The 26,776-nt window shown below is 41.9% G+C and carries 23 protein-coding genes; 11 read left to right on the top strand and 12 right to left on the bottom strand.

Annotated elements, in window-relative coordinates; genetic code table 11:
- Positions 1 to 599: 599 nt before the first annotated feature.
- Positions 600 to 1,568 carry a helix-turn-helix domain-containing protein gene (locus MTF64_RS00220; protein ID WP_248450056.1) on the bottom strand — a complete coding sequence of 323 codons (969 nt, stop codon included), beginning with the start codon at positions 1,566 to 1,568 and terminating at the stop codon, positions 600 to 602.
- A gap of 219 nt (positions 1,569 to 1,787) precedes the next feature.
- Here MTF64_RS00220 and MTF64_RS00215 point away from each other — a divergent pair, with 219 nt between their 5' ends.
- The 3 genes from MTF64_RS00215 to eat are packed head-to-tail and all read left to right on the top strand — an operon-like array spanning position 1,788 to position 5,493.
- Positions 1,788 to 3,191 (top strand): ethanolamine ammonia-lyase subunit EutB, encoded by a 1,404-nt coding sequence (locus MTF64_RS00215; protein ID WP_029773109.1) that lies wholly within the window; start codon positions 1,788 to 1,790, stop codon positions 3,189 to 3,191.
- A complete protein-coding gene (gene eutC / locus MTF64_RS00210; RefSeq protein WP_248450055.1) occupies positions 3,191 to 4,069 on the top strand; it encodes an ethanolamine ammonia-lyase subunit EutC in 879 nt (292 codons plus the stop codon). The genes MTF64_RS00215 and eutC overlap by 1 nt, the downstream gene beginning before the upstream one ends.
- A gap of 20 nt (positions 4,070 to 4,089) precedes the next feature.
- Positions 4,090 to 5,493: an ethanolamine permease gene (gene eat, locus MTF64_RS00205; RefSeq protein WP_248450054.1), complete on the top strand. Its 1,404-nt coding sequence runs from the start codon at positions 4,090 to 4,092 to the stop codon at positions 5,491 to 5,493.
- A 366-nt stretch (positions 5,494 to 5,859) separates the two neighbouring features.
- On the opposite strand, the gene MTF64_RS00200 is transcribed toward eat, so the two are convergent.
- Entirely contained in the window at positions 5,860 to 7,359 is a 1,500-nt protein-coding gene (locus MTF64_RS00200) for a DUF2235 domain-containing protein (RefSeq protein WP_248450053.1), read from the bottom strand.
- Positions 7,360 to 7,457: 98 nt separating this feature from the next.
- Entirely contained in the window at positions 7,458 to 8,762 is a 1,305-nt protein-coding gene (locus tag MTF64_RS00195) for an NAD(P)/FAD-dependent oxidoreductase (RefSeq protein WP_054981625.1), read from the bottom strand.
- 503 nt (positions 8,763 to 9,265) lie between these two features.
- Between MTF64_RS00195 and MTF64_RS00190 the strand changes: the two genes are divergently transcribed.
- Together MTF64_RS00190 and MTF64_RS00185 are read left to right on the top strand one after the other, a co-directional pair.
- Entirely contained in the window at positions 9,266 to 11,194 is a 1,929-nt protein-coding gene (locus MTF64_RS00190; protein ID WP_248450052.1) for a RecQ family ATP-dependent DNA helicase, read from the top strand.
- A 45-nt stretch (positions 11,195 to 11,239) separates the two neighbouring features.
- Positions 11,240 to 11,548: a YkgJ family cysteine cluster protein gene (locus MTF64_RS00185; protein WP_248450051.1), complete on the top strand. Its 309-nt coding sequence runs from the start codon at positions 11,240 to 11,242 to the stop codon at positions 11,546 to 11,548.
- A 70-nt stretch (positions 11,549 to 11,618) separates the two neighbouring features.
- Here the strand turns inward: MTF64_RS00185 and MTF64_RS00180 are convergent, their stop codons facing one another.
- From MTF64_RS00180 to MTF64_RS00170, 3 genes are all read right to left on the bottom strand, one after another.
- Complete coding sequence (locus tag MTF64_RS00180; RefSeq protein WP_248450050.1) at positions 11,619 to 12,236, bottom strand: glutathione S-transferase; 618 nt, start codon at positions 12,234 to 12,236, stop codon at positions 11,619 to 11,621.
- Positions 12,237 to 12,284: 48 nt separating this feature from the next.
- Positions 12,285 to 13,313: an NADP-dependent oxidoreductase gene (locus tag MTF64_RS00175; RefSeq protein ID WP_248450049.1), complete on the bottom strand. Its 1,029-nt coding sequence runs from the start codon at positions 13,311 to 13,313 to the stop codon at positions 12,285 to 12,287.
- 177 nt (positions 13,314 to 13,490) lie between these two features.
- Positions 13,491 to 13,979 carry a GNAT family protein gene (locus tag MTF64_RS00170; RefSeq protein ID WP_248450048.1) on the bottom strand — a complete coding sequence of 163 codons (489 nt, stop codon included), beginning with the start codon at positions 13,977 to 13,979 and terminating at the stop codon, positions 13,491 to 13,493.
- Positions 13,980 to 14,126: 147 nt separating this feature from the next.
- Between MTF64_RS00170 and MTF64_RS00165 the strand changes: the two genes are divergently transcribed.
- Positions 14,127 to 15,332 carry an anhydro-N-acetylmuramic acid kinase gene (locus tag MTF64_RS00165; RefSeq protein WP_248450047.1) on the top strand — a complete coding sequence of 402 codons (1,206 nt, stop codon included), beginning with the start codon at positions 14,127 to 14,129 and terminating at the stop codon, positions 15,330 to 15,332.
- A gap of 27 nt (positions 15,333 to 15,359) precedes the next feature.
- Here MTF64_RS00165 and MTF64_RS00160 read toward each other — a convergent pair whose 3' ends face one another.
- A complete protein-coding gene (locus MTF64_RS00160) occupies positions 15,360 to 15,845 on the bottom strand; it encodes a hypothetical protein (RefSeq protein WP_024032946.1) in 486 nt (161 codons plus the stop codon).
- 694 nt (positions 15,846 to 16,539) lie between these two features.
- On the opposite strand from MTF64_RS00160, the gene MTF64_RS00155 reads away from it, so the two are divergent.
- Positions 16,540 to 16,851: a hypothetical protein gene (locus MTF64_RS00155; protein WP_248450046.1), complete on the top strand. Its 312-nt coding sequence runs from the start codon at positions 16,540 to 16,542 to the stop codon at positions 16,849 to 16,851.
- A 151-nt stretch (positions 16,852 to 17,002) separates the two neighbouring features.
- Positions 17,003 to 17,884, top strand: coding sequence for an NAD(P)-dependent oxidoreductase (locus MTF64_RS00150; RefSeq protein ID WP_248450045.1), 882 nt, complete (start codon positions 17,003 to 17,005; stop codon positions 17,882 to 17,884).
- Positions 17,885 to 18,268: 384 nt separating this feature from the next.
- Here MTF64_RS00150 and MTF64_RS00145 read toward each other — a convergent pair whose 3' ends face one another.
- From MTF64_RS00145 to MTF64_RS00130, 4 genes are all read right to left on the bottom strand, one after another.
- The gene (locus tag MTF64_RS00145; protein ID WP_248450044.1) at positions 18,269 to 19,360 is read right to left on the bottom strand and encodes a porin; all 1,092 of its coding nucleotides are present in this window, start codon (positions 19,358 to 19,360) and stop codon (positions 18,269 to 18,271) included.
- Position 19,361: 1 nt separating this feature from the next.
- Positions 19,362 to 19,949 (bottom strand): DUF4956 domain-containing protein, encoded by a 588-nt coding sequence (locus tag MTF64_RS00140; RefSeq protein WP_029772252.1) that lies wholly within the window; start codon positions 19,947 to 19,949, stop codon positions 19,362 to 19,364.
- A 1-nt stretch (position 19,950) separates the two neighbouring features.
- Positions 19,951 to 20,868: a polyphosphate polymerase domain-containing protein gene (locus MTF64_RS00135; RefSeq protein ID WP_248450043.1), complete on the bottom strand. Its 918-nt coding sequence runs from the start codon at positions 20,866 to 20,868 to the stop codon at positions 19,951 to 19,953.
- A 77-nt stretch (positions 20,869 to 20,945) separates the two neighbouring features.
- Complete coding sequence (locus tag MTF64_RS00130) at positions 20,946 to 23,501, bottom strand: CotH kinase family protein (protein WP_248450042.1); 2,556 nt, start codon at positions 23,499 to 23,501, stop codon at positions 20,946 to 20,948.
- Positions 23,502 to 23,629: 128 nt separating this feature from the next.
- On the opposite strand from MTF64_RS00130, the gene MTF64_RS00125 reads away from it, so the two are divergent.
- Complete coding sequence (locus tag MTF64_RS00125; protein ID WP_348984470.1) at positions 23,630 to 24,088, top strand: thioredoxin family protein; 459 nt, start codon at positions 23,630 to 23,632, stop codon at positions 24,086 to 24,088.
- Between the two features lie 137 nt (positions 24,089 to 24,225).
- On the top strand, positions 24,226 to 24,570 hold the full coding sequence (locus MTF64_RS00120) for a hypothetical protein (RefSeq protein WP_126009495.1): 345 nt from the start codon (positions 24,226 to 24,228) through the stop codon (positions 24,568 to 24,570).
- A gap of 93 nt (positions 24,571 to 24,663) precedes the next feature.
- Here the strand turns inward: MTF64_RS00120 and MTF64_RS00115 are convergent, their stop codons facing one another.
- Positions 24,664 to 25,557 carry a LysR substrate-binding domain-containing protein gene (locus tag MTF64_RS00115; protein WP_248450040.1) on the bottom strand — a complete coding sequence of 298 codons (894 nt, stop codon included), beginning with the start codon at positions 25,555 to 25,557 and terminating at the stop codon, positions 24,664 to 24,666.
- Between the two features lie 122 nt (positions 25,558 to 25,679).
- Here MTF64_RS00115 and MTF64_RS00110 point away from each other — a divergent pair, with 122 nt between their 5' ends.
- Entirely contained in the window at positions 25,680 to 26,756 is a 1,077-nt protein-coding gene (locus MTF64_RS00110; RefSeq protein WP_248450039.1) for a YeiH family protein, read from the top strand.
- The last annotated feature ends 20 nt before the right edge of the window (positions 26,757 to 26,776 follow it).

The raw sequence follows: 26,776 nt of genomic DNA, 5'->3' as shown, positions 1-26,776 counted from the left end.
GTAGGGTTAACGAAACTTATTTTTTAAATTTAAAAAGATATAACCCGCAACGTGAAGTGAAAGTTGTAGGCGCGAAGCTTGCTCGCGCAAGATGATAGTTGCTTCTCTAAAAGCGACGCGGCTCTGAACCTCTTAATGATTTATTGATCTTTAATACAAAAATGCACAAAGAGAAGGGATAGAGAAGTAAATGAGAAGTGAAAGTTGTAGGCGCGAAGCTTGCTCGCGCAAGATGCTAGTTACTTCTCTAAAAGCGACGCGCCTCTGAGCCTCTTTGTGATTAATTGAGCTTTAATACAAAAATGCACAAAGAGAAGGGATAGAGAAGTAAATGAGTAGCCAAAGTAACTTGGTATAAGTTATCTGTATATCACCACCGAGTACACCGAGGCGCTTCGCGCTACACAGAGAAAACACCCGTAACGCTTAGTCACTTTTCCAGGTATTCTCCTTCGCTTCTCTGTGGTGAAACAATCGCTTTATACCTCGGTTAAAGCGTTGCTTTTAAACGCCAGCAAGGTGCGCCTCTACAAGGTAATTTACCTCGGAGTTAATTTTGTCGGTAGGCGCGAAACTTGCTCTCGCAAGATGCTAAGCATCTAAAAATCTAGGCCACTTTCTTTTAAATTATTGGCGATGGTTTGAGAGGGGTTTTCACCAAATAACTGCGTGTAATCTTTAGTAAATTGCCCTGCGTGCCAAAACCCCCAATTGGCCGCTATGATTGATATAGGCTTAGTTTGCCCAACCACTTTAAGCTCGCGCCTTACGTTATTTAAACGGGTTAAACGCAAAAACCTAAGCGGGTTAATACCTAAAATGCTTTCGAAACTGTACTGCAACTTGCGCCTACTAACAAAAGTAAGCTCGCAAAGTTCGGTTATGGTTATTGTTTTTTGTGGGTTGGCTGCCACGTACTCTTTTACTTTATCGACCACTGCTTTACGGTGTTTGTAGCTTGGGGCTATGTTTTGCTGCGGGTTATCGGCTTGCAGTAAATGCAGTGCTAGCATACTAAGCATATCTTGCTGTGATTCTGGTTTAAGCCCAAAACCTTTACAGGCAACCATACTATTAATAATTTGCCTTGCTGTTTGCAGCGATGAGTCACTTACCGTTAAACGAGCAGATTGTGCAGATGATAGGTTTTTAATTGTTACGCCTTGCAACTGCGCCATGTACTCAATGGAATGCCAATCAATAACCAAACCGTAAATATCAAATTGCTCAGGGGTAATTAGCTCAAAGTCGCTGCTGCTGGTACGGCACATAAATTGATTGCTCGCTACATCAAGGCCATTAATTTTACTTTGCTGCGACTGACTCGGTATGCCAAGCCAAATAGAGTTAGGAGCTATGTTGCATTGCTGGCGCAGCGCACGCTCGGTGTACTCTTTAAAAGCATGAATATCGTTGTAATTTACGCCTTCTATACAGCCATAAAAGCGGCCATCGCTTACTTGGTCGTACTTTTGCTGCCATTGAGTGAGGTTATGGGCTTGCTCGTCAATATCGTGCGTGTATACCTTGCTCTTTTGTGGTGCGTTGTTGCTGCCTTGCTGCGCCATATAGGTGATGCTCTTTTAAAGTAAACATATTTTTAGTTTAAGTGAATGCCAAATAAAGGCATTAACTTACTGAAATAAAATAATAAAAAACGATTTGCCAAAATTCGATAGCCACTTGGTACAAATTAAGCCTTCTTGTGACTATTCAAAATTGATTTATAGCTTATATGAGGCAAGACCTATACCAAGGTTTGTAATATTAGTTATGCGGAGTAAATCATGGGGCATATGTACAGTTATACGTTAGGAACACATACTTATCAATTCAAGAGCTTAGCGCAGTTAATGGCTAAAGCTACGCCGCAGCGCTCGGGTGATAGGTTAGCGGGAGTTATTGCACAATCAGCGCAAGAGCGCGCTGTAGCGCAGATGACATTGGCCGAAGTACCGCTAAAAACATTTTTAAACGATGTACTTATTCCCTACGAGCAAGACGAAATTACACGCCTTATTATTGATGAGCACGATGCAAACGCTTTTAAGCTTATATCGCACTTAACCGTGGGAGATTTTAGAAACTGGTTATTAAGTGATTTTGCAACGCCTGCGGTACTTGCAAGTGTTAGGCAAGCCATTACCCCTGAAATGGCCGCTGCGGTAAGTAAAATAATGCGTAATCAAGATCTCATACTTGTTGCTAAAAAGTGCCACGTAAAAAGCGCGTTTAGAAACACCATAGGCTTGCCTGGGCATTTATCAACCCGCTTGCAACCTAACCACCCAACCGATGACATAAATGGTATAGCAGCCTGTATGCTCGATGGCCTTTTATACGGCAATGGCGATGCGGTAATTGGCATTAATCCCGCCACCGACAACGTAGCGCAAGCCATTAAGTTAATGACGCTGATGGATGATGTGATTCAAAAATACGAAATTCCGACACAAAGCTGCGTGCTTACCCATGTGACTAACACCATAGAATGCATAGAAGCAGGTGCTCCGGTTGATTTAGTTTTTCAGTCTATTGGCGGTACAGAGGCTACAAATTCAAGCTTTGGTTTTAATTTAAATACACTAGCTGAGGCGCAAGATGCTGCGCTGAGCTTAAAGCGTGGCACGGTTGGAAATAATGTAATGTATTTTGAAACCGGGCAAGGCAGCTCGCTTTCGGCTAATGCACACCATGGGCTTGACCAACAAACCTGTGAGGCGCGTGCTTATGCTGTAGCACGCAAGTTTAACCCTTTATTAGTTAATACCGTTGTAGGCTTTATTGGCCCCGAGTATTTATTTGATGGTAAAGAAATTACCCGCGCAGGGCTTGAAGATCATTTTTGTGCCAAGCTTTTAGGCATACCTATGGGGTGCGATGTGTGTTACACCAACCACGCCGAGGCCGACCAAAACGATATGGATAACTTACTCACCTTATTAGGCGTGGCGGGTTGCTCGTTTGTAATGGGGATTCCAGGCTCGGACGATATTATGCTTAATTACCAAACTACCTCATTTCATGATGCCTTATATGTGCGCCGAGTTTTAGGCTCGCGCCCAGCGCCCGAGTTTGAAGCGTGGCTTAGCAAAATGAAAATTATGGAAAATACCGCCGAGACTATTTTATCGAACACCTTACCAACAGCCTTTGCCAAGCCATTAAAAGCAGTACAAGGAGGGATGTAATGAAAGCGGTTAAAAGCATAAACACGCAAAGCAGCAACGATCACAATAATGGCAAAGTGGTTGAAAACCCATGGAGCGATTTACGTCGTTTTACCGATGCCCGTATAGGCCTTGGCCGGGCAGGCATTAGTTTACCTACAGCTGAAATGTTAGCGTTTCAGTTATCGCATGCTCAGGCGCGCGATGCGGTTAACTTTCCGTTAGATATTAGCGAAATGACAAAAACTCTCAGTGCTATTGATGCGCTTAGCGTGGTTGAAAAACCGCTAAGTGTACAAAGTGAGGCAGTTGATCGTGTTACCTATTTACAGCGCCCCGATTTAGGCCGAAAGCTAAACCAAGCAGGGCGTACAACGCTTTTAAACACTATGCAAAGTAGGCAAAACAGTACTCAGGCGCAATACGATTTAGCCATTGTAGTAGTTGATGGGCTTTCGTCGTTGGCGGTACAAAAAAACGCAGCGCCATTTATAAGCGAGCTTTTAAAGCAGCTTCCTACTGAGCCCTCACCTTACAAAATTGCGCCAATTACCCTAGTAGAGCAAGGCCGCGTAGCGATTGGTGATGACATTGGCGAGCTGCTAAACGCACAAGTGGTAATGGTATTAATTGGTGAGCGCCCAGGACTTAGCTCCCCCGACAGCCTTGGCCTTTACTTAACGTGGGAGCCAAAAACGGGGCTTAACGATGCGTGCCGTAATTGTATTTCTAACATTCGCCCTGCAGGGCTTAGCTACTTTGAGGCTGCCCGAAGAGCCGTATATTTACTGCAAGAGGCCAAAAAGCGCGGGCTTACTGGGGTTAACTTAAAAGACAGAACACAAGACGATGTAATAGAGCATCAGGTTCAAACCACAAATTTTTTAATCGCGGAATAAAACCATAAAAAGAGGTCAATATGTCTAATAACAATAAAGAGTATCTTGCACAAAGGCAGTTAAAAAGTGGCACTGCGGGCTGGTTATTGCTTGCAGGGCTAGGGGTGTCGTATGTAATTTCGGGCGACTTTGCAGGCTGGAACTTTGGTATAGCCGAAGCCGGCTGGGGCGGATTTGCCATTGCTGCGGTGTTAATGGCAATAATGTATTTAACGCTGGTGTTATCGCTTGCTGAAATGTCGGCAGCAATTCCTGCGGCGGGTGGCGGTTACAGTTTTGCACGACAAGCAATGGGCCCAGCTGGGGGTTATTTAACTGGCCTTGCGGTATTAATTGAATATGCATTAGCCCCCGCCGCCATTGTTATATTTATTGGCTCGGCGGTTGAGGCGTTAACGGGTTTTAATGGCCCGTGGGTATATGCACTGTTTTATTTAACGTTTGTGGGAATTCATTTAGCGGGTGTGGGTGAAGCGCTAAAAGTAATGATGGTGATAAGTGGCTTAGCAGTATTGGCTATTATTGCCACTGCCGTGGCGTTAATTGCTAATTTTGACGCGGCTAATTTATTTGATGTTGCGGTAACTAATGCCGCAGGTGCAAATGAATTTTTACCACTTGGTTGGTATGGTGTGTGGGCTGCATTGCCTTTTGCTATGTGGTTATTTTTAGCAGTAGAAGGCGTGCCGCTTGCAGCCGAAGAAGCTAAAAACCCGGCTAAAGATGTACCTAAAGGCATTATTGGCGCTATGTTATTTTTACTGTTTACCGCTTTACTTGTTGTGGTATTAGTTCCCGCTGCTGGTGGTGCAAACGCAATGGGCGCCAGTGCAGTTCCTTTAGTTGATGCGCTTAACGCCACGGGCAATACAAGCTTAGCCACTGTGGTAAATATTTTAGGCTTAGCGGGATTGGTCGCGTCGTTCTTTTCGATTATTTATGGTTATAGCCGTTTAGTGTTTGCGCTTTCGCGTGCAGGCTATTTACCGCGTTCGTTATCAATTACAACAGAGCGCAAAGTACCCGCGCGTGCGTTAATTGTCCCCGCTATTTTTGGATTTATTGCCTCACTGAGTGGTGAGGGCGATTTAATGCTAGCCATGGCGGTGGTAGGTGCAACGGTATCGTATGCGTTAATGGCGCTGAGCCATATTATGTTACGTATTAAGCAACCTAATTTAGCTCGTCCGTATAAAACGGCAGGTGGCGTGGTTACATCGGGTATTGCGTTAGTGTTATCGCTTATTGCATTAACGGGTGTGTATGCGTTTGACCCTCGTGCATTTTTATACACCGTAGTGCTATTTGTGATTGGTGCAGCTTATTACTTTGGTTATAGCGCTAAGCATTTAGTCGCTAAAAGTGCAGATGAAGAGTTTGCCATGCTTGCCGATGCTGAAGCGGACTTAGCCGCCTCAAATTAAGGGGGTTAACACTAGGGTAAAAGCGTTGCTTTTAAAACGCCAGCAAGCTGCGCGTCTACAAGGTAATTTACCTCGGTGTTAATTTTGTAGGTAGGCGCGAAGCTTGCTCGCGCAAAATGCTAGTTGCTTCTCTAAAAGTGAAGCGCCTCTAAACTTCTTAGTGATTTATTGATCTTTAATACAAAAATGCACAAAGAGAAGAGAAAAAGGAGTAAACGAGAAGTGAAAGCTGTAGGCGCGAAGCTTGCTCGCGCAAAATATTAGTTGCTTCTCTAAAAACGAAGCAACTAACATCTTTGTGAATGCATTGGTTATATTTACGAGCTATCGCTCGTCACGCCAGCAAACTGCTCGTCTACAGCCCATTTAACTTATGCGTGTTACTTTTACTTTTATTTTCCCTGCATTGGCGCCGTAAAAGCGGCTTAAGTCATTGGCGAACGGGCTAAATTCACCTGATTTAGTAATGGTTACTGTAGCGCCATTGGCTATTTCAAATAAATATTCGTCGTTATTGTTAATTGCGCCAACCAAAGAGAACCACTGCGCTCTTGGAAGTCGTCTAAATGGTTCAAGCAATGCCATGGGGATTTCTTTAACCCCTAATTGCACATTATCGCGGTGCCAGCCGCTTGAGGTGCATTTTATACCGTCGTCATACCAAAATTGATTGGGATAGGGTTCAAACTTATAAGTTGCGCCTTCAACTAACATAAGCCCTGTATTGTTATGTGCCTCGCTGGCAAACACCATTACATCTTGGCTTTGCGAAACTTGTAATACGCTCATGTTTTGGTTTTCAAGGGCAATGTGTTGGCTTAAACCAGTAAAGCTTAATGTGCTGTTATCGTTATACCTAATTTTGTAATGCAAGTTTTTAAGCGATTCTGGGCGATAGCTAGTTAGTTTATTAATTCGTGTAGCTACGCTTTGATGTATATGTGGTTCTAAGTTGCTGGCTTCGTTATCAATAAGTACATAGCACTCCCTATCCACCAATTTAAAAAAGGGATTAAACCAAAAGTAATTTTGCTGATGACTTAAAGCCAGAGGATCGGGCGCTACGGTTACATCGTCTTGGTCAACTAATTTACTGCCAGGCAATAAGGTTTCGTAGTCAATATCGTGACTGGTTAATAAACTAATATTAAGTGGTTGATCAATTAACCATTCAAGCGCATAGCGCAGGCAAATATCAGCTAGGCCATCGCGGTAATAACCGCCGCCAATATCTGAATGCGCCCCTGCAAACCAAAGCTCGGTAATATTATTTTGATGGTTCATTAGGGTGGGTTCAAACGCACGGCGTTTTTCATCAAGTGCTACACAGTGCAGTGCCTGCGAAATATTATTAGCAATGGTGTGGTTTTCAAATATTACATGCTCGGCACCGCGCGTTGCTTTACTGACTTTTGATAAACCTATTGAGGCCACGGTATCAAATACACATACGTAAACATTATCGCTAATTAAAGGTTCTAGGATTTTTGCAAAACGCCTAGCGAGTGCGCCGCCTCGGCTAAAACCGGTAAGTAAAAGGGTATCGCCTAGTTGGTAATGCGCTTTAAAATCACTCATGGCTTGATTTAAAATACTAGCAACATCGTCACCACGTGGCGCTAAAGTTTGGTTTAAAATACGTTTTAAGCGGCTACCTTTAGTGCCAATACCTTGATAATAAAAACTAAGTTGGTTTGTAAATGGGGTGGTGGGGGAGTCATCGAGTTTGCCGCCTAATAATAAATGCAGCTTTAGAATATTAGAAATACTACTGTCTTCTTTAAAATGGTCTGAGCTAAATTGCTCAGCATCGCGCGGCTCGCCACCAGTACCATCAAAATTAAAAATTAGCGTTTTACCCGTCATAGCCCTAATCCTTTAATTGTTTTAAATACTCTACACAGGCAATGTTAAATATTAAAGACAGCAGCAATAAATAATTATTATCGCTGCTTACTCTATTTTTAATGCAGTTTCATTTTAGGGCGCACTACGCGCAGTACTTTTTCGCTTATCCATAATGCAAAGGTTTTTGCGCTGCCGTGTATGGCGCGCTGGTGCATGCGATACAGTGATATATACATAAAGCGAGCAATTTTACCTTCTATAAAAAAGGTATTGCTGGTTAAGTTACCCATTAAATTACCTACCGTACTGTAGCGCGATAAGTTAACGAGTGAGCCATGGTCGCTATATTTAAAGCCGCATAGTGGCTGTTGTTTTAACGTGGCTATGAGGTTTTTTTCTACACATAGCGCCATTTGATGCGCCGACTGCGCACGCGGTGGAACAAGCTTTCCGTCTTCTTGGGTAAAGGCGCAGCAATCACCAATAACAAAAATGCTTTCATCTACGGTGCTTTGTAAAAACTCGTTTACTTGAATTTGGTTGCTACGAGTAAGCTCAAAAACACCTAAATCTTTAATAAAATCTGGCGCTTTTACACCTGCAGCCCATACCATTATATCGGCGTCTATGTGTTCTTCGTCTTTTGTTATAAACCCTTGTTCGGTGGCTTCTTTTACCAGTGTTTGCTCTCGTACGTTTACGCCGAGTTTTAATAACTCGCGCTTTGCGCTATCGGCTATGCGCTCGGGTAGGGCGGGCAAAATACGGGGCCCTGCTTCTATTAAATGAATATGTAAACGCTTAGACGACATATTTGTAAGGCCGTAAAGCTTTAATAATTCAGATACATGGTAAAGCTCTGCCGAGAGCTCAACGCCGGTTGCGCCGCCGCCCACAATGGCAATATTTAATGATTGTTGTTGGTTGTCGTCTTGGTGAAGGCGAGTAAAGCTGTCGAGTAGAGAATGCTGAAAACGCTCAGCTTGCTGGTTTGAGTCTAAAAAGTAGCAATGATCTTTTATGCCTGGGGTATTAAAGTCGTTGCTTACGCTGCCAATGGCAATAACAAGGTGGTCGTAGCGTACGCTGCGCTGTGGCAAAATAGTGTGGCCTAGCTCATCAAGATGCGGTGCAAGGGTAATGGTTTTATTGCTTTGGTCTATATCGCAAAATGTACCAAGCTGAAAATTATAATGATGTTTTGCAGCGTGGGCTGAATACACAACGCCATCTAAATCGGGGTCAATAGAGCCTGTCGCTACTTCGTGTAGTAACGGCTTCCATATGTGGGTGCGGTTTTTATCGATTAAAAGAATTTCGGCTTGTTTTTTCTTCCCTAATTTATGCCCTAATTGTGTTGCCAGCTCTAGTCCGCCTGCGCCACCGCCAATAACGACGATTTTAGGTTTAGTTATATTCATAGCAATGCCCTTAAAAAATAATATACCCAAATAATCTGCTTATAACGCTTATAAAAAATCACTTGGGTATACAAAATTAGCTTGGCTGTTAGCACCATTGAGCATCTGCTGCGTATTTTGCGCCTAAATAAAACATATGTCAGCAATTGATAAGCTTATTTGTTGTATACTAAGGTCTAAATTGCCTCAGTATGAAAAATTTAGCGCTTTTCAGGGCCCTAATATAAAGGCATTACTTTACATAAAAGGCAGCTTGCTTTTAATAGGGTATAACGCTGACACTAAATGCTTTTAAGTATTTTAACCTATTGATTTAAAGTGAGTTTTACTGGATTTTTGATTATTGCAATAAAGCCGCTAATACTTGCAATCTATGCTTTATCTAAATTGCTTTTAATGCCAACAGACACTCTTATATTGAGATGCTTTGGGGTATATGCAAATATTTCATTTACGTTGCACTTTTGCTGTTAAAGCCTATTCCCTAGCCAAAAAGGATATTTATGACCACGCCATTAATTAAATCACTTGAGCAGCATTTTGGTTTTAGCCAATTTAGAGCAGGGCAACAGCAAACCATTGAGCAGCTTTTAAATGGGCAGTCGTCATTGGCTATATTTCCTACGGGCTCGGGTAAGTCGTTGTGTTATCAGCTAACGGCTATGCATTTACCAAACTTAACCTTGGTGGTGTCGCCCTTACTTGCATTGATGAAAGATCAAATTAGCTTTTTAAATAGCAAAGGTATTTACGCGGCAAGCCTTGATTCTAGCCAAGACCAAATGCAAAGCAGCACCGTAATGAACGATGTGCGAAATGGTAAAACTAAAGTATTAATGGTGTCGGTTGAGCGTTTTAAAAACGAGCGTTTTAGAGAGTTTATAAGCCAAGTTGCGCTGTCTATGCTGGTGGTAGACGAAGCGCACTGTATATCTGAATGGGGCCATAACTTTAGACCCGACTACCTTAAACTACCGCGATACCGCGAAGAGCTAAATATTCCACTGGTACTATTACTCACCGCCACAGCCACTAAAAAAGTAAAACGCGACATGAGCGAGCGTTTTAATATTGCCCCAGAGTGTATTGTACAAACCGGCTTTTACCGCGCTAACCTCGATTTAAGCGTGCTAAGTGTAAAAACGGCTGATAAAAACACTGAGCTTACAAACATAGTGCGTGCGCAAAATGGCCCAGGTATTGTGTATGTAACGCTTCAGCAAAGTGCTGAGCAAGTGGCTAATACACTAAGTGCGCAAGGTATTCAGGCGGTTGCGTATCATGCGGGGCTTGAAGATACACTACGCTGGCAAATCCAAGATGATTTTATGGCGGGTAAAATTAACGTTGTTGTGGCAACAATAGCCTTTGGTATGGGCGTTGATAAATCAGATATTCGCTTTGTTATTCATTACGATTTACCAAAATCGATTGAAAACTACAGCCAAGAAATTGGCCGCGCAGGGCGCGATGGCAACCCATCAAACTGCTACACCTTGGCTAATTTAGATGGCCTAAACACAGTAGAAAACTTTGTGTATGGCGACACCCCTGAGCTTAGCGGCATTGAATACGTAATTAACGATATTAAATCGCAGCCGCAGCAATGGGAAATGCAAGAATACAGTCTTTCAAGCGAAAGTAATATTCGCCAATTAGCGCTTAAAACGTTGCTGGTACAACTAGAAATGCAAGGCGCAATAACGCCGCAATATGCTTACTACGCCGATTTTAAATACAAGTTTTTGGTTGATAAAAACGAGTTACTTAGCCAGTTTGACGAGCAGCGCCAAGCCTTTTTAACGCAAATATTTAGCCATACCGATTTTAAAAAAATATGGGGCACGCTTAATTTTGACACCCTTACCCAAGCCGCCCAAGTTGACCGTAAACGGGTTGTGGCCGCGCTTGACTACCTAGCCGAAAAAAACCTAATAACCCTTGAAACCAAACGCATTACCCAAGTATACAAAGTGCATAGTGAGGTTATAAATAACCCTGAACTTGCAAAACAATTACACAGTTATTTTATCGAAAAAGAACAAGCTGAGATTAAACGTATAGCTGCATTGGTACGCTTTTTTGAGCTACAAAGTTGCTTAAGCTATAACTTGGCGCGCTATTTTGACGATCAAAATGCGCCAGCGCAATGCGGGCATTGCAGTGTATGCCGTGGTAATGCTGTAAAACTTGAGTATTCAATAGAGCCTGATCACATTGCCGATGACGTTGTTTATCAAAAAGTGGATGAGTTTTTAGCGCACATGGCAACAAAAGGTATTCACAGTGTAGGTATTGAAACCCAGTGCCGCTTTTTAGCGGGCATGAGCGTGCCATTATTTGCACGTAATAAAGTACGCCAACTCAGTGGTTTTGCGCTTTGTGAGCAGATGCGTTACAGCGATATAAAAGCAAAACTACTAGCGCGTTAAATTAGTTACTGTATCCTAGTGGCTTATTCAAAAAAGTAAGTCACTATGCCTAATACTGTTATTCCAAGTAAAACTATTTCCTCTACACCTGAGCCCGTAACCTGCGCTAATTGCCAGGCATGTTGCTGCCGATTAGAAGTGCGCATAGTGACCGACACCGGCGTGCCTTTTCAGTACATTGATTACGACAAATGGGGCAGCGAAGTAATGAAACGCGCAGACGACGGCTGGTGCCAAGCACTCGACCGTAACACGCTAATGTGTACTATTTACGAAAACCGCCCACTTACGTGCCGCGAGTTTGAAATGGCCTCAAACGAGTGTATTACAGAGCGCGAAATAGCGGGTATTTAATAAAAGCATATCCACTAAAAAAGGGGCTCAAAAGCCCCTTTGGTTTATCTGTGTTTTGTACTTAAGCTGATTAATCGTATTTAGCTTCTAGCTCATTAGCTGTATGAAACTTCTCATGGCTTTGTAATAGCTCATCGTATTTTACAAGGTGTTTAAAGTGGGCAAGCTGGCCTGAGTTTTTAACTATTTCTACAATAAACGACATCATAATATCGGCACCGGTTAAAGTGTCGCCGACTAAATAACGTTTACCTTGGAGTCGGTCGTTAAAGTAGCTAATTACTTTTACGGTTTCTGCATCGGCGTAATTTTCTAAAAACTCTGTTTTAGCGCCATCTTTTAAAACAAACATTTTAAGCAGTAGCGGTAAAATAGCTGAGCTTTCGGCAAAGTGTAGCCATTGTTGATACTCAACATATTCGGCAGTGCCAGCTTTTGGTGCAAATTTACCGTTACCGTATTTAGTAATTAAATAATCGGTGATCGCGCCAGATTCGGTAACAATTAAGCCATCGTCTTCAATCACTGGTGACTTACCTAATTGGTGTACTTTTTTAAGTTCGTCAGGCGCTAAAAAGGTCTCTGTGTTGCGCTGGTAGGCAACAATTTCGTAATCAACATCCAGCTCTTCTAAAAGCCAAATAATACGTTTTGAGCGCGATTTATTTAAATGGTGTAGTTTAATCATGTCAGTCCTTGTTGGCGTTACTGCATGTGCAGTAACGCTTAGTAAAATTTAAAGTGGCTCGTTAATTTTAACAACGGTTTTACCAAAGTTTTTACCATTAAGCATGTCGTTAAATGCGCTAATGGTGTTTTCAATACCTTCTACCATGTGTTCGCGGTATTGTACTTTGCCTTCTTTAAGCCATTTTTGCATGTCTTGTGCAAATTCGTCGTAGCGGTGGCCGTAGTCGTCAAAAATTATAAAGCCCTGCATTTTAATACGTTTAGTAAGCAACTGCCCCATTAGCATTCCCATACGATCAGGCCCATCTGGAAGGCTGGTAGAATTATATTGCGACACTAAACCACACAGTGGCACACGGGCTGCGGTATTAAGTAATGGTAATACGGCATCAAACACTTTACCGCCCACATTTTCGTAATAAACATCTATGCCGTTATCACAGGCTTTTTCTAGCTGCTCTGCAAAGTCATCGGCTTTGTGATCAATACAGGCATCAAAGCCCAGCTTTTCAACAGCATGTGTACATTTTTCGCTGCCACCAGCAACGCCTACCACTTTACAGCCTTTAATTTTAGCTATTTGGCCAACGGTTGCGCCAACCGGCCCTGTTGCTGCGGCTACTACAACGGTTTCGCCTTCTTTAGGTGCGCCAATATCAAGTAAGCCCATGTAGGCTGTAAAGCCCGGCATACCCATAATACCGAGTGCGTACGATGGGTTTTCTGGCTCTTTACCTAATTGCATAAGGCCTTCGCCGTTAGTAATGGCGTAATCTTGCCAACCGGTGTAGGCAAGTACCCATTCGCCTTCGCTGAATTTATCGTTTTTAGACTCTTCTACTTGGCATACGGTAGCGCCTACCATTACATCGCCCACATTAACCGGATCGGCATACGACTTTGCATCGCTCATGCGGCCACGCATGTATGGGTCAAGTGATAGGTAAATAGTGCGCAGCAGCACCTCGCCATCTTTAAGCGCTGGTAAATCTACTGTTTTAAGTTCAAAGTTTTCATCGGTAGGGGCACCGTGCGGGCGTGATGCTAAAGTAAGTTGACGACTAGTTGCAGACATAAAAATCTCCTCTTAAGAGTGAATTTACTTAGCGAATGTTTACGCGTTTAAAACCAGGTTGAGCCTAAACAATAATGCGCGCTAAGTTATACGAAAATAAAAATTTGTACCTTAATACACGAGCTTTGGGCGCGAGGCTGGTAATTCAAGCTTTGCAGAGTATTTATTCTAAACGGTTTATTTTAGCTTGCTAAAAATATGGCTATCGTAAAATACACCATTTTTATAAATGGCCTGTTTGAGCACAGCCTCGGCCTTAAAACCGCATTTAGTGAGTGCCTTTACAGAGCCAGTATTGCCAGCAAATACAGCGCCAAAAATACGGTTTAGGTTTGAGCTTTTAAATGCGTCATCGCAAATATGCGAAATAGCATGAGTCATTACTCCTTGCCCCCAAAAGTGGCTATTAAGCCAATAGCCTATTTCGCCACTGCGGCTATATTCAAATTCTCCGGGGGTGATACCAATACACCCCGCAAATTGCTCATCTACAGCAATGGCCTTAACTATTCCACTTTTAGAGCCTTGGTTTATCCACCAGTCGGCGTCGGCTTGAGTATACGGAAATGGAATTTTAGAGGATAAAAAGCGCGTAACCTGCTTATCGTTTAAGGTATTAATAATGTGTGGCGCGTCCTTTGGTTTAAAGTCTCTTAGGGTGATCATTGTTTTAATAAAGTGTCTGTTGCATACGGGTCAACTTAGCAAGCAATTAGAGATTGCACAATCACAAAGATTAACCGTTTACGCCTATAACTTTGTTTTAAAGTACTCTAATATAAGCAAAATATGATACCTGTTTAAGATACCTTTATGCACCCACACATAGCAGCCCTTTATAATAGTGCCCAAAAACCAAGCCGTTTAATTATAGGTTTAATGAGTGGTACCTCGTTAGATGGGCTCGATGTAGCACTGTGTAAGGTAACGGGTGCAGGTATAAATACGCAAATCGAAGTGCTGAACTTTACCACCGTTGACTATAACAACGAATATAAAAGTAAAATAAAGCAGGTATTTGCTAAACGAGAGTGTGATTTAGAACTTGTTACCTTACTGCATCCATGGGTGGGTAAACTCCATGGCGATATGGTTAATCAGTGCTTACATACTTGGCAGGTAAATCCAGCAAGTATTGATGTAATAGCCAGTCATGGGCAAACAATTTACCACTGCCCACAGTCGCAGCATAATCATAAAAGCTTTACTAATGGCACACTACAAATTGGCGACAGCGACCAAATAGCCGTTACTACCGGTATTACAACGATTGGCGACTTTAGGCAAAAACACATAGCCGCAGGGGGCGAAGGTGCACCGCTTGCGGTATATGGCGATTACTTATTTTTTGCAAACCCCAATGAGAACCGCATTTTATTAAACATGGGTGGTATTGCTAATTTAACGTTTTTACCTAAAAGTGGTGATGCAAATAGCGTATTTAGTAGCGACATAGGCCCAGGTAACACCATTATGGATGCGTACATACAGCAGAATTTTAAAGGTATGCACTTTGATGATGGCGCTAAAATAGCTAAAGCTGGCAAGGTTAATTCACTCTTATTAAATGCATTGTGTAGCAACACTTTTTTTGAGCTTGCGCTGCCTAAAACAACAGGGCCTGAAGTATTTAATTTAGCGTATTTGCATGGAGCTCAGCTGCAAACAAATACACAGCACTTAAGCCATGAAGATGTAATGGCAACTTTAAATATGTTTAGCGCAAGGGTAATTGCAAATGCGTTAAATGAATGCGGGCAAAGTGCTAAAGAGTGTGTGGTATACGCAAGTGGTGGCGGTATTCATAACCCATTATTAATGGCGCACCTTAATGCGCTGTGCCCGACTATTAAAGCGTTTAAAAATACCGACGATTTAGGCATAAACCCCGATGCCAAAGAAGCCGTACTATTTGCCATTTTAGCCAACGAATGCCTAGCAGGTGAGCAGCAGCACCTAAATAATACTGCGCAGGGTATTGCAGGGGTCACTATGGGTAAAGTGAGTTTTGCTGATTAAGTTTTTATAAATGTGTATACCAACACATTAAAAAAACGAAAATAAACTTGAGCTCATATTACGAAAGTATTTTTTAACGCCATGTGGCTTAGTTTGGCTTTTTAGTGCTTGCTGATTTTTATAACCAGCCTCAAACGCATTTACTTGCATATCAAACTGTAAACTATTTTTTAAAGTGGCATTTAAGCCATGCAGCATCAATTGCATTACTAAGCAGTGGCTTTGGGTAATTTTACTTAATGTTAAATACACATAACCACGCTCTAAGTCGGCGTTAGTGAGTACTTTTTCAGTAAAGTATTGCGCATCACGGGCACTGGGATACGTTGCGCTCAGCGAAATAATATCGTTTTCGTGGGCGTCGTCAGGCAATACGCATTGCAGCGTTATTTCATGCATAGCACTGGCTTGCAAGGTTAGCTGCTCGTATTCCATTGTGTGGCCCATAGCCGCAGAGAGAGGATCTTCAAACGATTGTAACGCAAATGTGAGTTGCGTCATTGGTGTGCTCATTTACTTCAACTTCTAGATTATAAAAAATACAGTTCGAGTTTAAATTATCACCTATTTTGATTGCAGTTTTATGACAAGTTGCACTTAATCGGATAATCACTGTATTTTGATCAAAAAAGATCGCTATATGTTCTTTCTCATTCAACTTTGGAATGGTTTGTCACACATCTGGAATGAAGAGCTATATGTGGCAAGGCTTGTAGGGATGGTGCTGTCGTTCCTTATTTGGGTTTTTCTCATAGACTTCTCTTCATAGGGAATAGAATTTGGTTTTTTAGGCTTTACCTAATCAAAGCATTAAATAGAGATTCCAAATTAGAATTTCATACTTATCTTTTTTGATTTAATACGGTATGGATAGCGTTTATTGTTGTAACACATATTAATAAAGTGGTGTTTCCGACCAAGATAATTGTCGTAATGCAAATGTTCTAAGGCGGTTATGAGCGAAGACAAGCGTTGAGATTGGATAATTATAATAGTCAATTGAGTGGTCAAACTGCGCTTTGCGCATATATTCATGAAAATGCGCGCTGCGCGCAAATTGGATTATTAAACTTCACCTAAAACCTTAGAAAACTTAGTTATAGTAATAACTTAGGTAATTTGTTAAAACTATATAAAGTAGATAAATGGGCGCTAAGTCGGTAGAAATATGCGCGATGAGGGCACTATTAAATTATAGAGGTAAAACATGATTTCAGAGGCAGATTGGAAACACTTCAAACAAGTTAAGGCAGATGCATTAGATAAGTGCTGCCAGCAAGTTTTGGACGGTATGCGTAAAGGAATCGATAATCCCGAACTCTCAAATCATGCAAAATATCTCTATTTGTATGAATTGATAGAAAACAGCGACAAACGTATCGCCAACATATTCGATTATAATGCAAGGTCAAAAGCTATGCTGCAGCTTGCATTAATGAAATCAGACGGCCTTCTAGAAGCTAAACAAATTAGTGGCTTCTCAGATGAGTTACAAAGTTTTATTAATAGCCATGACTAACTTATCAGCACGGCCTAAAAAAAATTTAAGTCACTCACTGCGTTCGCTGGGACGCATACACGTGGGGCGGCTTCGCCATTATGCCCCACATGTCTGCGCCCCTTATTTAAAAGTTAGCTGCTTTGAGGTCAATCATTAGTAAGGTGTCATAGTGAGAATTTTAGTATCAGGCTCTGCCGGTAGAGTCGGGCGTGCAATCTATATTAAATTAATGCGCACCCATGACGTGGTCGGCATTGATAAAACGCCTTGCTCAACAGCCGATTACATTGGTGATATTCTTGATAGTGATCTGATTGATCGGGCTCTTAAAAATGTTGATGTCATCATTCATACAGCGGCTCTTCACGCTCCACATGTTGGTTTAGTACCTGATTCAGAGTTTCAGTCTATCAACGTAGACGCGACCGAGAAACTCGCTCTGGCTGGATTAAAAGCAGGTATTAAGCACTTTATTTTTACCAGCACTACTGCATTGTACGGCTATGCTTCAACACCTAAAGGTATTGCAGGTTGGATAAATGAAGACGTCACACCTCAACCCAAGTCGATTTATCATAATAGTAAAATTGCGGCTGAAGCTAAGCTAGAAGAAATTTCAAAGTTGTTTCAGCTTCCAGTTACTGTGCTGCAAATGTCGAGATGTTTTCCTGAACCTGCGGATTTAATGGCAGTATTTCGCCTTACTCGTGGCATAGATGCTCGTGATGTAGCAAACGCACATTTATGTTCTGTGGAAAAACGCTTAAGTGGTTTTAATCGTTTTATAATCTCAGGCGCTACACCTTTTCAACTTTCTGATTGTGAAGCTCTATATACTGATGCAGCATCTGTCATCGAGCGTCAATGTCCTGACATCGCGCTAGCATTTAAACAAAGAGATTGGCAACTACCTCAAAGCTTAGATCGCGTATATGACTCATCATCTGCCTGTGACAAATTAGGGTGGTCACCTATACATGGTTTTAAAAGCGTTTTGGAAATGCTAGATACTGAAATACCTGAAGTATTGCCAATTTTTAAACGCAGCTAACAAAGCAATTAAGAGTGATTCGGCATGGGCAGCGTTTTTACTATGCATTGCTTTTAACATTAGGCAAAGCGAGTTCGCCCTCAGTACACTCTTTTTTAAAAGTTTATTACTTTGTGCCTAAACTCGTTTGCAAGTTTAGTTTTTCGATAGCTGCCTGTATTAGCCCTTGTCCATCTTTTGTTCACTAAATGCTGGTGTTCATTTTTATTGAACGATATTAATTAGTGAACAGGGAAACTTAAATCCCTTACTGTAATTAGTGGAATAAGTACAAGCCTGATAAGTAACCTTTAGAGAGTTTATAACAGCTCTATTAAAATAAGCCCCTGTATTAAACGTAACGTTTAACACAGGTTTGGGCTAACCTACTAAACACCAAACGTATTAAAACGAATACTGTAGCCTTAATGAGATTGCATTGCCTGATGTGATAGTACCGCCTGCTTCAAAGTAGTCGGCTTTAATGTAGTCGGCCATAAACTTTATGTTTTTGTTTACGGTGTAGTTAACACCAAGGGTGTAGGTTTTTGCGTCTTGGTTTTCTTGCTTGAGCTTAAGTAGGCTGTAGCGGCCTGTAATTTCCCAGCCTGGCTCTGAGCTTGCGCCTAGTTTTGCGTTTTTATACTTACGGTATCCGCCCGATAGTTGATAACCAAATTGCAAATAGCCGCCTTCGTAATCATTGGTTGTATTTTCAATACTGGTTACTTGTGCTTGTTGCCACTCGGCCATCATGGTAAATCTATCTTTAAGCCATAGTAGCTCTACGCCTTGTTGCGAGAGGCTATCGGCATTAATTTTATCACCTTCTATTAATGAGTCGGCGGTATAAACTTCAAGAGGTTCATTTACTCTAAATTCGTTACCGTCGTACTGCCTCTCACTAAATGCAACGCCTAGGTGTAAAAGGTTGGTGTTTTGCTGCCATGGCACCCAGGCTACGCGCCCTGTAATAGCAGACGTTGCTTCGTCTTCATCGGGCTCGTAATAACCTAGTTGCCAATTTACTGATGCTATGTCCCCGGAAAGGCTAATACCTAAGCTGCGTCCTGGTGAAAACGCTTCGCTTATCATGCTGCGTTCGAGCATTAGCAATTTACGCGAGCTGGTTAGTTTTTCTAGGCCAAAACTTTCTTTTTGCTGGCCTATGGTTAAATCGGCATATTTCCAGCCAGAGTATTCTAGGTAGGCGTCTTTTATTTCGGTTTCGCCATCGGCAAAGCCAAGCTGAAATTTACTTTTCCAGTCTTTGCTTATGTCTGATTTAAAACTTAGGCGTGCGCGGCGTATTTCAGAGGTACTTTCTGAGCTGTTGCTGTCGTATTGCCCCTCTAACAATGAGGTATCAAACTTGTTGTAGTCGAGCATGATATAGCCGCTTAGGTCTATATCGTCGTTAATTTTGGCAAAGCTTGCGCTACTAACAAGGCAAAGAGCTGAAAGTGCCGCATAAGTAATCGTTTGTTTAGAGGTCATGTTAGGCTGCCTTTGTTTGTTTTTCGGCTAAGTAACTTACTTTTAGTTGCGCTACGTCTCTTAAAAAGTCGATGTGTTCTATATCTACGGCAACGACGTTTAGGCCTGTGCGCTGTTTTAAATCATTGATGAGAATGGCTTGGTTTTGTGGGGTTATGTTTTCTATGCGCTCGTAGCAAACGCTTTGTACTTCGTAGCGTTTTACAAATACGCTTGAGTCAATCAAAAAGGCAATTAAGCAAATAATGCCATTAAGAATACTTAGCTCAATTAGGCTCATTTGCCCTACAGAGGTCAGTAAAGCAATGGCAGTAACAAGGAATAAATAGGTCATTTCTTTAATCGAAATAGACTCAGTGCGGTACCTTAGCATGGTGAATACAGCAAATAGGCCGAATGCAAATTCCATCGACATATCAACGCCGTGCAGCAAAAAGGTAATAATAAAAACGCCTACGCCAAATAAAATAAACGAGCCTGCTACCACTGCATTTTTACTTACGCGAAAGTAACAGCCATAGCAAAGTACAGCCAGCGATAGGATGTTTACTAAAAAGCGGGAAAGAAAAATAAGATCTAATTTGGTCATTTTAATTATTCTCTAAAGGTAAAAGCGGGTTAGTGCGGTTAAGGTGTTTTAAACGGGCTAAAACAGGTTTAAAGCGGTTTACTTTTAATCGCTCGGGGTAGAGCAAAGCACAGCCAATGCAGTATTTACTAAACGAGGCAGGGAATATGTGGTGTTTGCTCATAAGTTTATAAAATGGCGAGCGTTTTGTTTTTTTACTTTGTTTAAGCTCGGCAATAAAAAAGCCCGGTAAGGTTATTTTGTTATCGCCTTTTGGGGTGTTGTACCACAGGTTAAAATCAAGCGTTAAACGCTCGGCTTTTTCTTCGTTGGCTAGGGCTATGCGGTTATAGCCGCTTTGCTGGGTTACGTTTAAATGTGCAAAGCTGTTTTTCATTTGCTCTTTAATAAACGCTGTGCTGTTAGCTTGCTGGTTGTTAGTTTGCGCGAGCTTTATACGTGTTTTTACTGTGCGGCTTTGGTTGTTTTTTAGTTTTACTTCTAGGTATTCGGTGGCGGTATCAACGTAGCGCCTTTGGCGTACTTTGTAGCGGTTAAGCTTACCGTTATGGTGGGCTTTATATAAATCAAGTTCGGGTGTGTCAAGGTACTGATTATAATAAGAAAATAATCGCTTTCCTTGTATATCAAGTACCCGGTACTGGCCTTGTATATGAGTAAGTAGCTCAGGTAAAAACGATAGTGGCAGCATAAACTTGCTGTCTACACGGTTCATTAAATTAGCGTTATTAAGATCGTTTAATCCGTAACCTTCAAACGGAATAAGTAACTCGTTAATTAAGCTTGTTAATGAGCCATGCGCGTTTGACTCTTGAGGCTGAGCCTGCTTATTTTTAGTGTTTATAGCAGTAATTGCTACTGGTGAGATTGAAGTATCCTTTTCAAAAAGTTCATCCTTAAAACGTGCTTGAATTGTCATAATTTTCTCAGATTATTAAATTGCAAAGTAATAGAGTGCAGTGCCAGCGTGCTGACACCGCATCAAGGATGGGTGGTTTATCTAGAGCAAAATCCGCTGCCATCACCCGCTGAGGGCAATGTGCCATCAAGCTGCGCGGCCATATTTGCTACGCGGTACTCCATAAACGAGGTTAAGCCGTAAAACTGCCCCGTGCTAGAGGTTAGGTTTTGCTCAAAGTAGGTTGAGCCATAAAAGCTAGTTGGGTCGTTTTGTACGTGCTCACGAATTAAATCGGCTATTTCATTTACGCGTGCGTTAAATGTGTCGCTTGAAAGTGAGCCATTAATAAGCTGTGTTAAGTAACTGTGGTACGTATCAAGGTTACTTTGCTCGGCAAATACATTAGCAATTAATGGGCGCTCGCTTAATGCGCCGCTTACAGGCTCATCAATGTAGAGCTCTCTTACATCTACGCTATTACAATTCATGTTAAAGGTGCCGAATGACTCGTTAAAGTCCCATGGCAAAATGCTAAATACGCCATCGTCATCGTAAATATAATAGTTATGTGCAAGCGGGCCGTGGTAGCTATCTAAATTAGACAGTGAAGTACTTACCGACATATAACGTAAAAGTGTGTCTACTTCTATGGCGCTGGTTTCGCCTTCATCTAGCGATTCTACAAAGTTAATAAAGGCGCCGTTATCGGTGGTGTCTTCGTTGGTTTGCAGGTTTATATCGGTGTAACTTTGTATGTCGTCACCTAGCCATAATAAATCGCTGCCTGTGCCATCTGGCTTGTATAAATCGCCATTACTGTTGGCAAAGTGTTTTTCAACAAATTCGCCATCTACGGCTTCTACCATTAAATACAAACCAAATAGTTCGCCGTTTACATAAAAGTTAACGTAAGCATGCTCAGGCGTTGGCACGCCCATTTCATCCATAAGCTCGTAGGCGATTACTTCACGCATGTACGACGGGTCGTTAAACGAGTTTTGTAGTGTGAATTTTTTTAGCCCAAAAAACTTTTGCCCCGACACATATTCGTTAATATCAACCTTAAAGCTGTAACGGTCGCTGCTAGAGTTGGCAACGCTGCTTAAGCTTGAGCCGCCTTTAGTGCGAATAGCTACGCTATCGAGTGTTACACCATTAAAGGTAATAGCGGTTTCGTGGTATTCCTCATCAAGTGGGTTATCTAGAATGTCTTGCCAGTTTTCATCGGTAATTGTAATAGAAAGCGTATTAACGGCCGTAGGTGTAAAGGCGGTTGCAACTGTATTTTCACTACTTGGGGTAGGTGTTAAAAACGCATGAGTAAAGCCTGTACTGCTACTTAGGCCGTAACTAAAGCCTGTGGCTACATCACTTTCGTCCCAGTCAATATAGTCAATTACTTCATCGTTGAGTATTAAGCTTAGCTCGTCTTCTTTGCCTAGTTTAAAAGGGACGTAGTAAGTGCCTGGGTCTTCATCGGTGGCATAAATAGTAATGTATTCACCTGCGTATAAATCTATGTCAGGCAGGGTTACGGGGTCTATGTCGTCGCTTTCATCAATAACGTGGTAGTTGGCTAAGTTAATTGTATTTTCGCTGTTGTTGTATAGCTCAAACCAGTCGTTGCCATCGTCTGCGGCGCTTGCCACTATTTCGTTAATAACGAGTGGCCCGTGGGTTGCTTGGCTGTTTGAGCTAAGCTCTGTTGGAGTGAGTACCGCAGTTGCATCGCTGCCATCTGGGTAGCGGCCATAGCTGTAACCACTTAGCGCTTGGCCTTTATTCCACGATAACTGCTCTATAATTACATTGTTGCTGTAAAGGCTGACGGTATCGCTTGCGCCTAATTTAAACGCTACGCTTGGCAGGTCGCCTAAATCATCGGTGCTTGCGTAAATGCGGTAAAACTCACCAGGCGATAACGTAATATCAGGTAGAGCAAATTGCTCGTTATTGTCATCACTTAGTGTGTAGTCGGCTAAATAAACATCGCTACTGCTTGTTACATAAAGCTCTATCCAGTCCTCGCCGCCGCTGCTGTCTTTTGCTACTACTTCGTTTATACGAAGTGGTGCATCTTCAGCAATTAAAGTTGTAACAAGTGAAGAGGTATCGGCTGTTTGATTAGCTGCGCCCTCTGTGGGCGTTAGTGTTTGCGCGGTGCCGGTGCCATCAGTGTATAAGCCGTAACTAAAGCCTTCAGCGGCTTCGCCTTCTTCCCAATCAAGTACAGACACCGCAGTGCCGTCCTCATATAACGTAACCGCATCGTCGCTCCCTAATTTAAAGGTTACGTAATAACCGTTATCGGGCGGCGTGTCGGTTTCATCAATGGCTTGAATAACAATAAACTCACCTTGCGAAAGCGCTACTGCGGGTAAAGCTTGAGGCTCTCTGTCGGCGTTATCATCAACAAGTGAAAATACCGATAGGTCGGCTATATCTTCAGTGGCGTATAGCTCAATCCAATCGTAGGTGGTATCGCTTGGGCTTGCGACAATTTCGTTAATAACTAAGCCCGTGGAGGTGGTTGTTGATGATGAGTCAGTTTGCTCTGTGCTGCTATCGGTTGTTTGCTCAGTACCGCCACAGCCATATAAAAATGTAGTAGAGGCGATAACTGAATAAAATATAAAAGGTTTTATATTCATGTATGCACGCTTATTATTTTATTAAAGTGGGCAAACTATAAAAATAGAAGGTGCAAACAATGTGTAAACATTCAGTAATATTCAGTATAGTGAGCTTAATTACTCACTTTAAAAGTTACTTTAACCTTATGTTTAAACAATTAATTTTATTGTGCGCGTTAAGCATGCCGCTTGTAAGTACTGCCGCTACTGCGCCATTTTCGGGCGATATTACAACTGATGTACTATTAAACGATTACGATAAGTTTAATAAGCAGTACAACGCATTTACGCCAACCGAGCAAGATATAGCCTTAATGCAAAAGCTAGAAGGCAAGGCATTAGTTGTATTATTTGGCACTTGGTGTCACGACAGCCAACGCGAAGTACCAAAGCTTATTAAGTTACTTGATGCGTCTAAGGTAAAACTTGCAAGCGTTAAATATGTGGCCGTGGGTTACAACAAGCAAGACGACGCCGGAATAGCACTAGCACACGGCTTGCAATACACCCCTACGTTTATAGTAAAAGACGAGGGTAAAGAGTTAGTACGAGTAATTGAAAAACCAACGGGTACTTTGGCGCAAGACTTAACGCAGGGTTTGTGAATTCAGCTTGGGGGTATAAGAGCTTACGGATTTAGCTAATAGATTTATGGGTAGCTTGTGGGCTGTTATGAATGATCTCTTAGTATTTCAATATGAGAGGTCAGGATTTTACCCCTTTGTTTTTTTAAGGAGGAAGTATGTTTTTAAAAAGTGATGTAGAAAAGCTTGAAGAAAACTTTAGGTTAGCTAAGCAGGCATTACCTGATATTGATAGTTCTAGTGGCTACCCTAATTATCCTGAAGTTATTTCTGAATTTATGAATAGTCTATGTTCCCCTCCGTGGTTAAAAATTGATTATGACCCAAAAGAAGTAAAAAATATCATTTCAAATATAGATAATGCTTCCCCTGATAATTTACGTAATGTATTGACAGATGCAAATCGTATTGAACGTTTTGGTTGTGGGCAATGGGCAGTAATTTTAGGCGGAGATTTTTTTCCTTTAGTTATAGCTCGTGCTTATGAGCTCACAAAACCCTAACAAACATAAGCGATAGAGGACAAACTGTCTCACACATCACGAGTTATCAACGCTCGCTTTAACGTTTATGTAAATTTACGACGCGCGTTAAATTCACTCATTTAAAAAATGAGCACTAAATAAACTTTTTTCGAATGCTTGCGCAGCATGCGAAGACGGTCTGTCTTTATAATGCAGTTGGTATAGCGGCCGAGAGAGTTGCTCGTTATTTTTTTGGCTCAGGCGTGTTAATTTACCTAACTGCACTAAATCTTCTGTGACTACGTTTGGCAATAAAGCGACCCCCATACCTTGAGCAACGGCCCTAGCTATGGCTTCGTTGCTGCCTAATTGCATACTTTGCTCAGCCTGTACGCCATGTTGTGCTAATAACTTTACCGACATTTCTAACGTGCCAGAGCCTGGCTCACGTAATAACCAAAACTGCTTATTTAACCATGCTGTTAAGTCTTTAGTGGGCTTAAAGTTGCTCGGTATAACCACACTCATTAAATCATTTTGCCAGTGCTTACTTATTATATGTGGCTCGGTAGGTGTGCCTTCAACCAGAGCTAAATCGATAGTGCATTCAAGTAAGGCATGCTCAATTTGCGCGGTATTAGCCACTTGTACTTCTACTTTTATATGCGGGTACTGCGCACAAAATTTGGCTAAATAAGGCGGTAGCCAATAGCTGGCAATGGTGGTGCTGGTGCCTATAACTAATGTACCGCGCTTAAGCCCTGTGCGCGATTTTATATCGTCAATGGCGGCTTTTTCGATAGCAAAAATACTGCGGGCGTGATCATACAAAGCTTGGCCGCCCTCGCTTAGGGTGAGCTTTCTACCCTTAGATGCACGTTCAATAAGTTGAATGTTTAACTGATGCTCTAGCTCTTTTAGCGCTTTAGAAACAGCGGGCTGGCTTATAAAAAGCGCTTCGGCTGCGCCTGAAAAGCTACCTAATTTAGCCACTGTATAAAACACCCTAAGCGCGTGTAAGTTCATTGTATAACCTTAAATTGTATAACTTTAAGTTATCAAATCATGATTTTAATATATTGGAGTTATATTTTGAGCTTTCTTACAATTAAGTCAACACATCAACTTGGTTTAAGTGAGGGAATATTATGCTTAGCGCTATTAAAAATAGTTTTCAGCCTATAGGTATTAATACTAAGCAATACGGCGATACGCGCTGGTGGTTAGGTATGCTGCTGGTGGTTGTGTTAGCGGGGGCATCTGTTGCATTAAGTAAGTTACCTATAATGCAAAGTGCGCAATTTAGCTCCTTAACAATTGGTATTGTGCTTGGCATTATTGTAGGCAACAGCGTGTTTGCGCACATTGCTACGCGTACAGATGTAGGCGTTGATTACGCTAAAAGTATATTACTTAAAGCGGGCATTATTTTATTTGGGTTTAGAATTACTTTTGCGCAAGTAGCGGGTGTAGGCTGGCATGGCCTATTAACCGATGTGGTAATGCTCCTTGGTACGTTTATATTAGCAGTACAGCTAGGTAAGCGCGTTTTTAAGCTTGATGAACAAACAACCATACTAATAGGTGCGGGTAGCTCTATTTGTGGCGCCGCAGCGGTAATGGCCACCGAGCCAGTTATAAAAGCACAAGCGCATAAAGTATCTGTAGCGGTGGCAACGGTTGTGGTGTTTGGCACGTTAAGTATGTTTGCCTACCCAATTATGTTTGAATATATGGGTGTGAGTGAGCATGTGTACGGTATTTTTGTTGGTTCAACCATTCATGAAGTTGCACAAGTGGTAGCAGCAGGGACTGCGGTAAGTGCCAATGCGGCCGACACCGCCGTGATAGAAAAAATGCTACGCGTAATGATGCTTGCGCCATTTTTAGTAGGCTTATCGTTTTGGCAAAGTAAAAAGCATGCAAACATAAACGCACATGGCGGCGAGCAAAAAGCGGGTATTACAATCCCTTGGTTTGCAGTGTTATTTATAGTGGCAAGTGGCGTGCATTCGTTATCGGTTATTCCGCAAGGAACTACAAACGCTATTATATGGTTTGATAATATATTGCTCACCATTGCCATGGTCGCACTTGGGCTGCGTACACATGTTGGCGCTATTCGCCAAGCAGGTATAAAACCACTGTTATTAGCAGGCTGTTTATTTTTGTTTTTAACCATAGCTGGTTTTGCCATTAATGTAGGCATTGCGCAGCTGTTTTAAATATAACCTGGTGGAGGGAG

This window comes from Pseudoalteromonas sp. 2CM41L (assembly GCF_023161905.1).
Classification (GTDB): domain Bacteria; phylum Pseudomonadota; class Gammaproteobacteria; order Enterobacterales; family Alteromonadaceae; genus Pseudoalteromonas; species Pseudoalteromonas atlantica.
The sequence above is the reverse complement of the archived record's forward strand: the minus strand, read 5'-3'. Positions and strand labels throughout refer to the sequence as shown.